This is a genomic window from Phreatobacter aquaticus, from assembly GCF_005160265.1.
Lineage (GTDB): Bacteria > Pseudomonadota > Alphaproteobacteria > Rhizobiales > Phreatobacteraceae > Phreatobacter > Phreatobacter aquaticus.
In genome coordinates this window covers 3,989,405-4,002,311 of the sequence record NZ_CP039865.1, presented here as the reverse complement: position 1 = coordinate 4,002,311, position 12,907 = coordinate 3,989,405, and the positions used below count along the sequence as shown (strand labels likewise).

Genomic DNA, 12,907 nt, shown 5'->3' with positions numbered 1-12,907 from the left:
TCCCGTCTTGCCGTGCCGCTGACGCCGCGCCGGCTGGTCATGCAGACGTCCCCATTTACCCTCTATCTTAGCGTTAATTCTTCGCTAAATCCATATATAGGAATTGCAAGACCACAATATAATACTCAATGACGCTCGGTCATATCAGGCGGCCATATTGGTGGAGCCGCTGCGGAGAGACCCAATGCGTCGCGTTCTTCTATCAACCGCCGCCATGTTCCTGCTTCCGTCGATATCCGTGAGTGCAGCGGATCTTGGCATTCCGCGAATGCCAATCGCGGCTGAGGTTTCGGCACGGGGCTTCTCATGGACGGGCGTCTATGCCGGGCTTCATGCGGGCTATGGCTTCGCCAATACATCGATCTCCGTGCCCGGCATTGTCGGCTTCTCGGGTCTCGGGTCCAATGGCTGGCAAGTCGGCGGCAAGATTGGAGCCGATTACCAGTTTGCACAGCGCTGGGTGATCGGCGGCCTTGTCGAAGGCAATCTGTCTGGCATCGATACGGTGATTTCGCTGGCCGGGAACAGCGTCAAGCTCTCGGCCGACCGGCGTTGGGCGGTTCGCGGCCGTCTCGGCTTCCTGATCACGCCGGAAACCATGCTCTATGCGACCGGCGGCTGGTCGCAGGGCCATATCACCGCGAGCGGCTTCGGCGGCAGCGCCGGCCTGACCACATCCGGCTGGCAGATCGGAGGCGGCATCGAGACGCGGCTTGCCGGCAACTGGTTCATGCACGCCGAGTACATTCACACCTATTCCAATTCCATCGGCCAGTTCGCCCCCGTGTCGATCAAGCCGACGCTGGGCACGGCCAGGCTCGGCCTCAGCTATCGGTTCGGGCTCGGGGCGGCCGAGCAGTACCAGGCCTTCGCCGCGCCCCGCCGCGCCGATTGGTCCGGCTTCTATGCGGGCGTCCAGGGCGGTTACGGCTTCGGCAACACGACGCTCGCGGTGCCCGGCCTGTTCAGCTTCCGGGGCATCGGCTCGCAGGGTCTGTTCGGCGGCGTGCTCGGCGGCTACGACCACCAGTTCGCCGGGACCAACATCGTTGCGGGCATCGAGGCGGATGCAGGCATCTCGACCGTTCGCACGACGCTCAACGTGGCAGGCTTCGGAGCGTCGATCGGTTCCGACTGGAATGCCGGCGTGCGTGGCCGCCTCGGCTATGTGATCGGCGGCAGCGTCATGCCCTATCTGTCGGCCGGCTATGGCTGGACGCATGTCAATATCAGCCTGCCGGGCGCATCGGCCGGCTGGATGAGCAGCGGCCTGCAACTCGGCGCCGGCGTCGAGACCATGCTGACGGCCAACCTTGCGCTGAGGGCGGAGTATATCCACCAGTTCGGCACGTCGCGCGAACTGGTCGCGCCGCTGACCGCGAAGATCGACAGCGGCCGGGCCCGGGTCGGGCTGACCTGGAAGTTCGGCGGGGAGGGGGCGGCCGTCACGGCCCGCTACTGAACCAGACGCTCACGAGGTTACCGTGCAACGGAAAGGCTGCTTCGGCAGCCTTTTCTGCGTTTGGCCGGGATGGTTGGGCGCCGGGAATCAGCGCGCGCCGGGCCTGGCGTCCAGGTTCCATGGGCTGTCTGCGGCGGGCCAGGCGCGCGCGCCATTAGCCGCATTCCTGATGCATGGCGGCTTTTCATAATCTTTCCAGGGAATGAGACTATCTGACGGTTACCGCTGCTTGCACCGCACCAATCAAGCGAGTAAGCCAGCGGTCGAAAGCTGGTCGTTTGCGCACCGTCGCACGCGGCTGCCGAGTGCGGAGATGGGCCCCTTGAACGCGCTTCTCAATGATTATCTGCCGCTGGTGATCTTCCTTGCGCTGGCCGGTGTCATCGGGCTGGTTCTGCTCGTCGTTCCGTTCGCGATCGCCTATTCGAACCCCGACAAGGAAAAGCTGTCGGCCTACGAGTGCGGCTTCAACGCTTTCGACGACGCGCGCATGAAGTTCGACGTGCGCTTCTACCTGGTCGCCATTCTCTTCATCATCTTCGACCTCGAGGTCGCCTTCCTGTTCCCCTGGGCGGTGGCGTTCAAGGAGGTCGGGATTTTCGGCTTCTGGTCGATGATGCTCTTCCTCGGCGTTCTGACGATCGGTTTCGTCTACGAGTGGAAGAAGGGCGCCCTCGAGTGGGATTGAGGTACTGACATGGCCACTGCCATCGACCGTGGCGACGCGCTCGTCGCTCCCGCACCCAAGGGCCTGCTTGGCCCCGACGGCCGTCCCGTGGGCTCGTCCGACCCGTTCTTCTCGGGCATCAACAACGAACTGGCGGACAAGGGCTTCATCGTCACCGCGACCGATGACCTGATCAACTGGGCGCGCACCGGCTCGCTCATGTGGATGACGTTCGGTCTCGCATGCTGCGCCGTCGAGATGATGCAGCTGTCGATGCCGCGCTATGACGTCGAGCGCTTCGGTTTCGCGCCGCGCGCCAGCCCGCGCCAGTCGGACGTGATGATCGTCGCGGGAACGCTGACCAACAAGATGGCGCCTGCTCTGCGCAAGGTCTACGACCAGATGCCGGAGCCGCGCTACGTCATCTCCATGGGCTCCTGCGCCAATGGCGGCGGCTATTACCATTATTCCTATGCGGTGGTGCGCGGCTGCGACCGCATCGTGCCGGTCGACATCTATGTGCCGGGCTGCCCGCCGAGCGCTGAGGCGCTGCTCTACGGCGTGCTGCTTCTGCAGAAGAAGATCCGCCGCACCGGCACGATCGAGCGGTGAGGGCTGACACCATGACGCTCAACACTCTCGGCGACACCATCGTTCAGGCCCTGCCAGGGTCTGTCACCGGCGCGGTGGTCGCCTATGGCGAGCTGACGCTGACGGCGGAAGCCTCGAAGCTGATCGAGGTCGTGACCTACCTGCGCGACAGTCCGGCCTGCGGCTTCAACAACATCATCGACATCTGCGGCGTCGACTATCCCGGCCGCGCCAAGCGCTTCGACGTGGTCTACCACTTCCTGGCGCCCAAGCTGAACCAGCGCATCCGCCTGAAGATCCAGACCGACGAGACAACCCCGGTCGCTTCGCTTACGGACCTGTTCCCGGGCGCGCTGTGGTTCGAGCGCGAGACCTACGATCTCTATGGCGTGCTGTTCACCGGCCATCCGGATCTCCGCCGCCTCCTGACCGATTACGGGTTCGACGGCCATCCGCTGCGCAAGGACTTCCCGACCTCGGGTTTCGTCGAGGTGCGCTACGACGATGCCGAGAAGCGCGTCGTCTACGAGCCGGTCCGGCTCGCGCAGGAATTCCGCCAATTCGATTTCCTCTCGCCTTGGGAAGGCACGGACTACGTGCTGCCCGGCGATGAGAAAGCCAAGGCGAACTGAGCATGGCCGAAGCTGAAATCCGCAATTTCACGTTCAACTGGGGCCCGCAGCATCCGGCGGCCCACGGCGTGCTCCGGCTCGTCATGGAGCTCGACGGCGAGGTCGTGGAGCGCTGCGACCCGCATATCGGGCTGTTGCATCGCGGCACCGAGAAGCTGATCGAGACCAAGACCTATCTGCAGGCGATCCCCTATTTCGACCGGCTCGACTATGTCGCGCCGATGAACCAGGAACACGCCTTCTGCCTCGCCATCGAGCGGATGCTCGGCATCGAGGTGCCGAAGCGCGGCCAGCTGATCCGCGTGCTCTACAGCGAGATCGGCCGCATTCTCTCGCATCTTCTCAACGTCACCACGCAGGCCATGGACGTCGGCGCGCTCACGCCGCCGCTCTGGGGCTTCGAGGAGCGCGAGAAGCTGATGATCTTCTACGAGCGCGCCTCCGGCTCGCGCATGCATGCGGCGTTCTTCCGGCCGGGCGGCGTCCACCAGGACCTGCCGGCCAAGCTCGTCGACGATATCGACGCCTGGTGCGATCCGTTCCTCAAGGTGGTCGACGATCTCGACGCTCTGCTGACGCCGAACCGCATCTTCAAGCAGCGCAATGTCGATATCGGCATCGTGACGCTGGAGGAATGCTGGGCCTGGGGCTTCTCGGGCGTGATGGTGCGCGGTTCGGGCGCTGCCTGGGACCTGCGCAAGTCGCAGCCCTATGAATGCTATTCCGAGATGGATTTCGACATCCCGATCGGCAAGAACGGCGATTGCTACGACCGTTATCTCATCCGCATGGAAGAGATGCGCCAGTCCGTCCGCATCATGCGCCAGTGCTGCAAGATGCTGCGCGAGACGCCGGGCCCGGTGTCGGCCAAGGACCAGAAGGTGGTGCCGCCGAAGCGGGGCGAGATGAAGCGCTCGATGGAAGCGCTGATCCACCACTTCAAGCTCTATACCGAGGGCTTCCGCGTGCCGGCCGGCGAGGTCTATGCCGCCGTCGAGGCGCCGAAGGGCGAATTCGGCGTCTATCTGGTCGCCGACGGCACCAACAAGCCCTATCGCTGCAAGATTCGCGCACCGGGTTTCGCCCACCTCCAGGCGATGGACCATCTGTGCAAGGGCCACATGCTCGCGGACGTCTCCGCGATCCTCGGCTCGATCGATATCGTTTTCGGAGAGGTCGACCGGTGAGCGTCCGCAGACTAGCGCCCGACGAGGTCCAGCCGGCCTCCTTCGCCTTTTCAGCCGATAACCTTGCCTGGGCCAAGGTGCAGATCGGCAAGTTCCCGGCTGACCGCAAAGCCTCCGCCGTGATCCCGCTCCTGTGGCGGGCGCAGGAGCAGCATGCCTATTGGCTGCCGAAGGCTGCTATCGAGTACATCGCCGACATGCTCGACATGCCCTATATCCGGGTCTTCGAGGTGGCGACCTTCTACACGATGTTCCAGCTGCAACCGGTTGGAAAGAAAGCACATGTTCAGGTTTGCGGCACCACGCCCTGCATGCTGCGCGGCTCGGAAGAGCTGATCAAGATCTGCAAGAACCGCATTCATCACGACCAGTTCCACCTGTCCGCCGATGGCGATTTCTCGTGGGAAGAGGTCGAGTGCGCCGGCGCCTGCGTCAACGCGCCGATGATCCAGGTGTTTTCCGACACCTATGAGGACCTGACGCCTGAGAGCTTCGAGAAGGTGCTCGACGCCTTCGCCCGCGGCGAGAAGCCGACGCCCGGTCCGCAGAACGGCCGCCACGGTTCCGAGCCGCTGGGCGGCGCACTGACGCTCCGCGACCTGCCGTTCAATGCATCCTCGCCCGGTGGCGCTGCCGTCGCCGAAAAGCCGAAGGCCAAGGCGAAGGCTGAACCCAAGTCCGAGCCGGTTGCCGAAACCTCATCTGCTGCCGCCGACCTCGCGGCGCGCGAAGAGGCCGAGATCAAGGCCAAGCTCGCGACCCTTGCCGCCGACGCGACGCCCGAGCAGAAGGCCGATGCGGTCGGCACCAAGCCGAAGGGCATGGCGGCCGCGCGCGACGCCAAGGCCGACAAGCTGCAGCGCATCAAGGGCATCGGGCCGGTCAACGAGACCAAGCTCAATGCGCTCGGCATTTTCCATTTCGACCAGATTGCCAGCTGGACCCGCGAAGAAATCCGCTGGGTCGGCACCTATCTGTCGTTCCCGGGACGGATCGACCGCGAGGAATGGACTGTTCAGGCGACAACTCTGGCGGCCGGTGGGCCGTCCGTGAAGGAGTGATCTGATGCTCGCCGACAAGGACCGCATCTTCACCAATATCTACGGCTTCCACGACAAGAGCCTGAAGGGCGCGATGGCGCGCGGGCATTGGGATGGAACCAAGGCGATCATCGCCCAGGGCCGCGATGCGATCATCCAGCAGGTCAAGGATTCGGGGCTCCGCGGTCGCGGCGGCGCCGGCTTCCCGACCGGCCTGAAATGGTCGTTCATGCCCAAGCAGTCGGACGGGCGTCCGAGCTATCTCGTCGTCAATGCCGACGAATCCGAGCCCGGCACCTGCAAGGATCGCGAGATCCTGCGCAACGATCCGCATACGCTGGTCGAGGGCTGCCTAATCGCCGGCTGCGCCATGGGCGCCAATACCGGCTATATCTATGTGCGCGGCGAGTTCATCCGGGAGCGCGAGGCGCTGCAGCTTGCCATCGACGAGGCCTATGAGGCGGGCTTCCTCGGCAAGAACAACAAGCTCGGCTGGGATTTCGACCTCTACGTCCATCACGGCGCCGGCGCCTATATCTGCGGCGAGGAAACAGCCCTTCTCGAAAGCCTCGAGGGCAAGAAGGGCCAGCCGCGCCTGAAGCCGCCGTTCCCGGCCAATATGGGCCTCTATGGCTGCCCGACGACCGTCAACAATGTCGAATCGATCGCTGTCGTGCCGACGATCCTGCGGCGCGGGCCGGCCTGGTTCGCCGGTTTCGGCAAGCCGAACAATGTCGGTACCAAGCTGTTCTGCGTCTCGGGCCATGTGAACAAGCCGGCGACATTCGAGGAGGCCATGTCGGTGCCGTTCTCGGAGCTGATCGAGAAGCATTGCGGCGGCATTCGCGGCGGCAAGGACAATCTGCTGGCGGTCATTCCGGGCGGCTCCTCGGTGCCGCTGGTGCCGGCCGAGCAGATCTGGGACGCGGCGATGGACTTCGACACGCTGCGCGCGCTGCGCTCGGGTCTCGGCACCGCCGCCGTCATCGTGCTCGACAAGTCGACCGATGTCGTCAAGGCGATCACCCGCATCTCCTATTTCTACAAGCACGAGAGCTGCGGCCAGTGCACGCCGTGCCGCGAGGGTACCGGCTGGATGTGGCGCGTTCTGACGCGCATGTCCGAGGGCAGGGCGCAGAAGAAGGAAATCGACATGCTGCTGGAAGTGGCAGGGCAGGTCGAGGGCCACACGATCTGTGCGCTCGGCGATGCCGCTGCCTGGCCGGTCCAGGGCCTGATCCGGCATTTCCGCCACGAGATCGAGAAGAAGATCGACGCTTACGCCGCCAACCCGCATCCGGACCCGATCCGGATCGCGGCCGAATAATCGAGAGCCGGAGAGGACGCCTACCGGTGACGATCGCAGTGCAGCAACGCAACCCGAACGGAGTGAGGACCATGACACTGCCTCTCCGAGACCAGCGTGCATTGACCGATCTGCCCAGGTCCCTCCAGCCGATGGAGGCGCTGGCAGGGCCGGCGCTTGCCGCATTGGCCTTGCCGACCGCGATTGCCATGACGGGTTGGGTGGCGCTGTGGAGCATGAGCCTGGGTGTCGCCCGCGCCATGATGCCCGTCGCAGACGACCGGCCGGAGCCGCGCGCCAAGGCTCCCGCTGCCGAACCGCCGAAGCCGGCGACCGTCGCCCGCCTCGTCGTATCCAACCCGGTGGCCGAGACGCCGCCGGTTGTGGTCGCGAAGGCACCCGAAGCCGCGACCCCGACCCCCCCCCCAAGCCCGCGTCTCCCGGCGCGCCGCCGAAGCCGACGACCCCTGGCGGTTCGCCGCCGAAGCCGAAGATGACGGCCGCTGCCGAGCCGGTCGCCGCCACGCCGAAGAACCCGGCGAAACCCGCATCTCCCGGTGCGCCGCCCAAGCCGACAACGCCTGGTGGGTCGCCGCCGAAGCCGAAGATGGCGGCCAAGGCCGTGCCGGTCGCCACCAGCGTCTCGGCCAAGGGCATTTCGCTGGCGAAAATCTCGATACAGGACGACAAGCCCGAGCTTGCGTCGGGCAAGCCCAGCGGCCTGTCGGAACCGCGTCTCGGCGGCCGCGACGACCTCAAGCTGATTGCCGGGATCGGGCCGAAGATCGAGACCATCCTGAATGGCCTCGGCATCTACCATTTCGACCAGATTGCCGGCTGGTCGCCCAAGGAAGTGGCCTGGGTGGACGGCTTTCTGAAGTTCAACGGCCGAATCCTGCGCGATCAGTGGATCGGGCAGGCCGACGCGCTCGCCGCTGGCGGCGAGAAGGAATATGTCCTCAGATTCGGCAAGCCGCCGCGCTGAGGATGGAATGAGGAACCGGCAGCGGGCACATTCTACGTGCCTGTCGTGCCGACATCAGCGGGTGCCGCCTTTCCCGGGGGCATGCGCGAGACGGGATGGAAGACAAGCCGATGGCGAAGGTGATCGTCGACGGGCAGGAGATCGAGGTTCCGGCCGAGTACACGCTGATGCAGGCGTGCGAGGCGGCTGGCGCCGAGATTCCGCGCTTCTGCTACCACGAGCGGCTGTCGATTGCCGGCAACTGCCGCATGTGCCTCGTCGAGGTGAAGGGCTCGCCCAAGCCGGTGGCGAGCTGCGCCCAGAACGTCCGCGACCTGCGTCCGGGCCCCAATGGCGAAGCACCCGTCATCAACACCAAGACGCCGCTTGTGAAGAAGGCGCGCGAAGGTGTGATGGAGTTCCTGCTCATCAACCATCCGCTCGATTGCCCGATCTGCGACCAGGGTGGCGAATGCGACCTGCAGGACCAGGCGATGGCCTATGGCGTCGACCAGTCGCGCTATCACGAGAACAAGCGCGCGGTTGAGGACAAGTATATCGGCCCGCTGGTCAAGACGGTGATGACGCGCTGCATCCATTGCACGCGCTGCGTCCGTTTCACCACCGAAGTCGCCGGCATTTCCGAGCTGGGCCTGATCGGCCGCGGCGAGGATGCCGAGATCACGACCTATCTCGAACAGGCCATGTCCTCGGAATTGCAGGGCAATGTCGTCGATCTCTGCCCGGTCGGCGCGCTGACCTCCAAGCCTTTCGCGTTCAATGCGCGGCCCTGGGAGCTCCTGAAGACCGAATCCACCGACATGATGGATGCGGTGGGATCGGCGATCCGGGTCGATGCGCGGGGACGTGAGGTCATGCGCGTGCTGCCGCGTCTCAACGAGGCGGTGAACGAGGAGTGGATCTCCGACAAGACCCGGCATGTCGCCGATGGCCTGCGCTCGCAGCGCCTCGACCAGCCCTATGTCCGCGAGAATGGCCGCCTGCGTCCGGCGACCTGGGGCGAGGCCTTCGCGGCGATTGCCGCCAAGGTGAAGGCGGTTGGTGGCGTCAAGACCGGTGCGCTGGTCGGCGATCTCGCCACGCTCGAGGAGATGTATGCGCTTAAAGCTCTGATGGCGGCGCTCGGTTCGCCCCATGTCGATGCCCGCCAGGACGGAACCAAGCTCGACCCGTCGCTTGGTCGCGCATCCTACATCTTCAATCCCGGCATTGCCGGAATCGAGGACGCCGACGCGATCCTGATCGTCGGCTCCAATCCGCGCCGCGAAGCGCCCGTGCTGAATGCGCGCATTCGCAAGCGCTGGCGCACCGGCCAGGTGAAGATCGGCTTCATCGGCGAGGTCGCGGACCTCACCTACAAGGTCGATTATCTCGGCGCCGGGCCGGAAACGCTCGCCGAGGTCGTGTCGGGCAAGAATTCCTTCGCGGACGTGATGAGCAAGGCCGCCAAGCCGATGATCATCCTCGGCCAGGGCGCGCTGACGCGTCCCGATGGCCGCGAGGTCCTGTCGATGGCGGTCCATGCGGCGACCGCGCTCGGCGCGGTCAAGGATGGCTGGAACGGTTTCGCCGTGCTGCACACGGCGGCATCCCGGGTCGGTGCGCTCGATCTCGGCCTGGTGCCGGGCGAGGGCGGGCTCGATGCCGCTGGCATCGCCGGCGGTGGCGTGGATGTCATCTTCAACCTCGGCGCCGACGAGATTGAAATCGCGGCCAGGCCCTTCGTCGTCTATGTCGGCACCCATGGCGACCGTGGCGCGCACCGCGCCGACGTCATCCTGCCGGGCGCGACCTATACCGAGAAGGCCGGCCTGACGGTGAACACCGAGGGCCGCGTCCAGGTGCTCAATCGCGCAGGCTTCGCGCCGGGCGATGCCCGCGAGGACTGGGCGATCCTGCGCGCCCTGTCCGATCAGCTCGGCGTCAAGCTGCCCTTCGATTCGCTCGGCGAGCTTCGGGCAGCCCTTGGCCGCGATCTTCCCGGTGCGCTCCGCGTCGGCTCGCTCGCCGCTGCTGACGCCGGTCAGTTGTCGAAGGTTGCAGCTCTTGGCGGGGCGGTTGCCGCCCAGCCGTTCAAGCCGGCGATCGCCGATTTCTACCTGACCAATCCGATCGCGCGGGCTTCGGCCACGCTTGCCGAATGTTCCGCGCTCGCCCATGGGGCGATGCGGACCGCGGCCGAGTGAGGGGCCAAGACTGATGGACTTCTTCTGGACAAACCTCTGGCCCGTCGCGCTGATCGCCATTCAGAGCCTTGCTCTGATGGTGGCGCTGCTGATCTTCGTCGCCTTCATCCTGCTCGCCGACCGCAAGATCTGGGCGGCCGTTCAGCTGCGCCGTGGTCCGAACGTCGTCGGACCCTTCGGCCTCCTGCAGAGCTTCGCCGATCTCCTGAAGTTCATGCTGAAGGAGCCGGTGATCCCGTCGGGCGCCAACAAGGGCGTGTTCCTGCTGGCGCCCTTCGTCTCGGTGCTGCTGGCGCTCGCCGCCTGGGCGGTCATCCCGATCGCTGACGGCTGGGCGATCGCTGACCTCAATGTCGGTGTTCTCTTCATCTTCGCGGTGTCGTCGCTCAGCGTCTATGGCGTGATCATGGGCGGCTGGGCCTCCAACTCGAAGTACCCGTTCCTCGGCGCGCTGCGCTCTGCGGCCCAGATGGTGTCCTATGAGGTCTCCATCGGCTTCGTGATCATCTGCGTCCTGCTCTGCGTGGGGTCGCTGAACCTCACCGACATCGTGCGCGCGCAGGACAAGTCGATCGGCCTGTTCGGCTGGTTCTGGCTGCCCTTGTTCCCGGTCTTCGTGATCTTCTTCATCTCGGCGCTGGCCGAGACCAACCGGCCGCCCTTCGATCTGCCGGAGGCTGAATCCGAGCTCGTCGCCGGCTTCATGGTCGAGTACGCGTCGACGCCGTACATGATGTTCATGCTGGCCGAATATGTGGCGATCATGACCATGTGCTCGCTCACCACGATCCTGTTCCTCGGGGGTTGGCTGCCGCCGTTCCCGATCGCGCCCTTCACCTGGGTGCCGGGCGTCGTCTGGTTCGTTCTCAAGGTGTCGCTGGTCTTCTTCATGTTCGCCATGGTGAAGGCCTTCGTGCCCCGCTATCGCTACGACCAGCTGATGCGGCTGGGCTGGAAGGTGTTCCTGCCCCTGTCGCTGGTCATGGTGGTGGTCGTGGCGGGCGTGCTGCAGTTCACCGGCTGGGCGCCGTGACGACATGATGGCCTGGCTCACGCCGGCCGGCATTCTCGGCGCCGTCGTCGGCAGCGTGGTCGGCTGGCTGAACTACAAGATCGTCACGGGTTTCGTGACGCAGAAGCTGCGTGAGTTCGACCGCTCGGCCACCCCCGCCGAGAAGGCCGAGTTCGAGGGTAAATTGGTGCTGCTCAAGCGCATCGTCCTGATCGGGACGGTGCCGGTGATCGGCACAGTGGGTTACTGGTTCGGCCGCACGCTTGGCGGCTGAATGATGAGGAGAGGTCCATGGCGTCGGCAATGAGGCTCGACCAGAAGGCGAGGGCACTGTTCCTGACGGAATTCGTGTCGGCGTTCTTCCTGTCGATGCGCTATTTCTTCAAGCCGAAGGCGACCATCAACTACCCCTTCGAGAAGGGGCAGATCTCGCCGCGCTTCCGGGGCGAGCATGCGCTGCGCCGCTATCCCAATGGCGAAGAGCGCTGCATCGCCTGCAAGCTGTGTGAGGCGATCTGCCCGGCCCAGGCCATCACCATCGAGGCCGGTCCGCGCCGCAATGACGGCACGCGCCGCACGACGCGCTACGACATCGACATGGTGAAGTGCATCTATTGCGGCTTCTGCCAGGAAGCCTGTCCGGTCGACGCCATCGTCGAGGGGCCGAACTTCGAGTTCTCGGTGGAGACCCGCGAGGAGCTCTACTACAACAAGGACCGGCTGCTTGCGAACGGAGACCGCTGGGAACGCGAGATCGCCGCCAACCAGGCGATGGACGCACCCTATCGGTGATCGATTTCCCGTTCCGCCTCCACTTGGCTGGACGGGTTCCAACTTGGGTTCTATGAACGGCGCGCGAGCCTCGACCAGAGACTCAGTCGCCGCCAGACAAGAACAGGAACGGGGCAAAGGGGCAGATGCTCGCCGGTCTCTTCTTCTACCTTTTCGCCGCCGTGCTGGTGGCGTCCGCCTTCATGGTGATCGCCGCGCGCAACCCCGTGCACTCGGTGCTCTTCCTGATCCTGGCCTTCGTCAACGCATCGGGACTGTTCGTCCTGATGGGGGCGGAGTTCCTCGCCATGATCCTGGTGGTCGTCTATGTCGGCGCGGTCGCCGTGCTCTTCCTGTTCGTCGTCATGATGCTTGACGTCGACTTCGCGGAACTGCGCCAGGGCTTCCTGCAATATCTGCCGGTCGGCGTGCTGGTGGGCTTCGTGGTGCTGGCCGAACTGCTGATGGTGATCGGCGGCTGGGCTGTCGGTGGCGCGACGCCGAAGACCATCATGGCGCCGATCCCGCAGGGCATCACCAATGCCGAGGCGCTGGGCCAGGTCCTCTATACGAAATATGTCTTCTTCTTCCAGCTGTCGGGCCTCGTCCTGCTGGTCGCCATGATCGGCGCGATCGTGCTGACGCTGCGCCACAAGGTGGGCGTCAAGCGGCAGGATCCGGGCGCCCAGTCGGCGCGCACGCCGGCAACCGCCATCGAGATCGTCAAGGTCAAGTCAGGGCAGGGGATCTGATCATGGCCATCGGCCTTTCGCACTATCTGTCGGTCGCGGCGATCCTGTTCACGCTCGGCGTGCTCGGCATCTTCCTCAACCGCAAGAACATCATCGTCATCCTGATGTCGGTGGAATTGATCCTCCTGTCGGTGAACATCAATTTCGTCGCCTTCTCCACCCATATGGGCGACCTGGTCGGCCAGGTCTTCGCGCTGCTGGTGCTCACCGTCGCAGCGGCGGAGGCGGCCATCGGGCTCGCCATCCTCGTGGTCTTCTTCCGCAACCGCGGGTCGATCGCGGTGGAAGACGTCAACATGATGAAGGGCTGACGCAA

Annotated in this window: 15 protein-coding genes; all 15 read left to right on the top strand. The window is 64.9% G+C overall.

Features of this window, described 5'->3' with window-relative positions:
* Positions 1-268: 268 nt before the first annotated feature.
* The 15 genes from E8L99_RS18980 to nuoK all read left to right on the top strand — a co-directional run bounded on the left by E8L99_RS18980 (position 269) and on the right by nuoK (position 12,902).
* On the top strand, positions 269-1,462 hold the full coding sequence (locus E8L99_RS18980) for an outer membrane protein (protein ID WP_168201731.1): 1,194 nt from the start codon (positions 269-271) through the stop codon (positions 1,460-1,462).
* Between the two features lie 322 nt (positions 1,463-1,784).
* Positions 1,785-2,150, top strand: a complete 366-nt coding sequence (locus E8L99_RS18975) for an NADH-quinone oxidoreductase subunit A (protein WP_137101018.1) — start codon at positions 1,785-1,787, stop codon at positions 2,148-2,150.
* A 9-nt stretch (positions 2,151-2,159) separates the two neighbouring features.
* A complete protein-coding gene (locus E8L99_RS18970) occupies positions 2,160-2,741 on the top strand; it encodes a NuoB/complex I 20 kDa subunit family protein (protein ID WP_137101017.1) in 582 nt (193 codons plus the stop codon).
* An 11-nt stretch (positions 2,742-2,752) separates the two neighbouring features.
* A complete protein-coding gene (locus tag E8L99_RS18965; protein WP_137101016.1) occupies positions 2,753-3,352 on the top strand; it encodes an NADH-quinone oxidoreductase subunit C in 600 nt (199 codons plus the stop codon).
* Between the two features lie 2 nt (positions 3,353-3,354).
* Positions 3,355-4,539, top strand: a complete 1,185-nt coding sequence (locus tag E8L99_RS18960; protein WP_137101015.1) for an NADH-quinone oxidoreductase subunit D — start codon at positions 3,355-3,357, stop codon at positions 4,537-4,539.
* Positions 4,536-5,600, top strand: a complete 1,065-nt coding sequence (nuoE, locus tag E8L99_RS18955) for an NADH-quinone oxidoreductase subunit NuoE (RefSeq protein ID WP_137101014.1) — start codon at positions 4,536-4,538, stop codon at positions 5,598-5,600. The genes E8L99_RS18960 and nuoE overlap by 4 nt, the downstream gene beginning before the upstream one ends.
* Positions 5,601-5,604: 4 nt before the next feature.
* Positions 5,605-6,906, top strand: a complete 1,302-nt coding sequence (nuoF, locus tag E8L99_RS18950) for an NADH-quinone oxidoreductase subunit NuoF (RefSeq protein WP_137101013.1) — start codon at positions 5,605-5,607, stop codon at positions 6,904-6,906.
* Positions 6,907-6,977: 71 nt separating this feature from the next.
* Positions 6,978-7,382, top strand: a complete 405-nt coding sequence (locus E8L99_RS18945; protein ID WP_137101012.1) for a hypothetical protein — start codon at positions 6,978-6,980, stop codon at positions 7,380-7,382.
* On the top strand, positions 7,379-7,870 hold the full coding sequence (locus tag E8L99_RS18940; protein WP_137101011.1) for a hypothetical protein: 492 nt from the start codon (positions 7,379-7,381) through the stop codon (positions 7,868-7,870). The genes E8L99_RS18945 and E8L99_RS18940 overlap by 4 nt, the downstream gene beginning before the upstream one ends.
* 110 nt (positions 7,871-7,980) lie before the next feature.
* A complete protein-coding gene (nuoG, locus tag E8L99_RS18935) occupies positions 7,981-10,056 on the top strand; it encodes an NADH-quinone oxidoreductase subunit NuoG (protein WP_137102197.1) in 2,076 nt (691 codons plus the stop codon).
* Between the two features lie 10 nt (positions 10,057-10,066).
* Positions 10,067-11,089, top strand: coding sequence for an NADH-quinone oxidoreductase subunit NuoH (nuoH, locus tag E8L99_RS18930; protein ID WP_137102196.1), 1,023 nt, complete (start codon positions 10,067-10,069; stop codon positions 11,087-11,089).
* 4 nt (positions 11,090-11,093) lie between these two features.
* Positions 11,094-11,342: a hypothetical protein gene (locus E8L99_RS18925; RefSeq protein WP_137101010.1), complete on the top strand. Its 249-nt coding sequence runs from the start codon at positions 11,094-11,096 to the stop codon at positions 11,340-11,342.
* Between the two features lie 29 nt (positions 11,343-11,371).
* Positions 11,372-11,860, top strand: coding sequence for an NADH-quinone oxidoreductase subunit NuoI (gene nuoI, locus E8L99_RS18920; RefSeq protein ID WP_137102195.1), 489 nt, complete (start codon positions 11,372-11,374; stop codon positions 11,858-11,860).
* 125 nt (positions 11,861-11,985) lie between these two features.
* On the top strand, positions 11,986-12,591 hold the full coding sequence (locus E8L99_RS18915) for an NADH-quinone oxidoreductase subunit J (RefSeq protein WP_137101009.1): 606 nt from the start codon (positions 11,986-11,988) through the stop codon (positions 12,589-12,591).
* A gap of 2 nt (positions 12,592-12,593) precedes the next feature.
* Positions 12,594-12,902, top strand: coding sequence for an NADH-quinone oxidoreductase subunit NuoK (gene nuoK, locus E8L99_RS18910; protein ID WP_137101008.1), 309 nt, complete (start codon positions 12,594-12,596; stop codon positions 12,900-12,902).
* The last annotated feature ends 5 nt before the right edge of the window (positions 12,903-12,907 follow it).

What these genes read in the sequence shown, in the direction of transcription:
- E8L99_RS18960 (WP_137101015.1), top strand. Translation starts at nt 3,355, where the DNA reads ATGGCCGAAGCTGAAATCCGCAATTTCACGTTCAACTGGGGCCCGCAG.
- E8L99_RS18970 (WP_137101017.1), top strand. Translation starts at nt 2,160, where the DNA reads ATGGCCACTGCCATCGACCGTGGCGACGCGCTCGTCGCTCCCGCACCC.
- E8L99_RS18980 (WP_168201731.1), top strand. Translation starts at nt 269, where the DNA reads ATGCCAATCGCGGCTGAGGTTTCGGCACGGGGCTTCTCATGGACGGGC.
- E8L99_RS18945 (WP_137101012.1), top strand. Translation starts at nt 6,978, where the DNA reads ATGACACTGCCTCTCCGAGACCAGCGTGCATTGACCGATCTGCCCAGG.
- nuoG (WP_137102197.1), top strand. Translation starts at nt 7,981, where the DNA reads ATGGCGAAGGTGATCGTCGACGGGCAGGAGATCGAGGTTCCGGCCGAG.
- nuoK (WP_137101008.1), top strand. Translation starts at nt 12,594, where the DNA reads ATGGCCATCGGCCTTTCGCACTATCTGTCGGTCGCGGCGATCCTGTTC.
- E8L99_RS18965 (WP_137101016.1), top strand. Translation starts at nt 2,753, where the DNA reads ATGACGCTCAACACTCTCGGCGACACCATCGTTCAGGCCCTGCCAGGG.
- E8L99_RS18925 (WP_137101010.1), top strand. Translation starts at nt 11,094, where the DNA reads ATGATGGCCTGGCTCACGCCGGCCGGCATTCTCGGCGCCGTCGTCGGC.
- nuoF (WP_137101013.1), top strand. Translation starts at nt 5,605, where the DNA reads ATGCTCGCCGACAAGGACCGCATCTTCACCAATATCTACGGCTTCCAC.
- E8L99_RS18915 (WP_137101009.1), top strand. Translation starts at nt 11,986, where the DNA reads ATGCTCGCCGGTCTCTTCTTCTACCTTTTCGCCGCCGTGCTGGTGGCG.
- nuoI (WP_137102195.1), top strand. Translation starts at nt 11,372, where the DNA reads ATGAGGCTCGACCAGAAGGCGAGGGCACTGTTCCTGACGGAATTCGTG.
- E8L99_RS18940 (WP_137101011.1), top strand. Translation starts at nt 7,379, where the DNA reads ATGACGGCCGCTGCCGAGCCGGTCGCCGCCACGCCGAAGAACCCGGCG.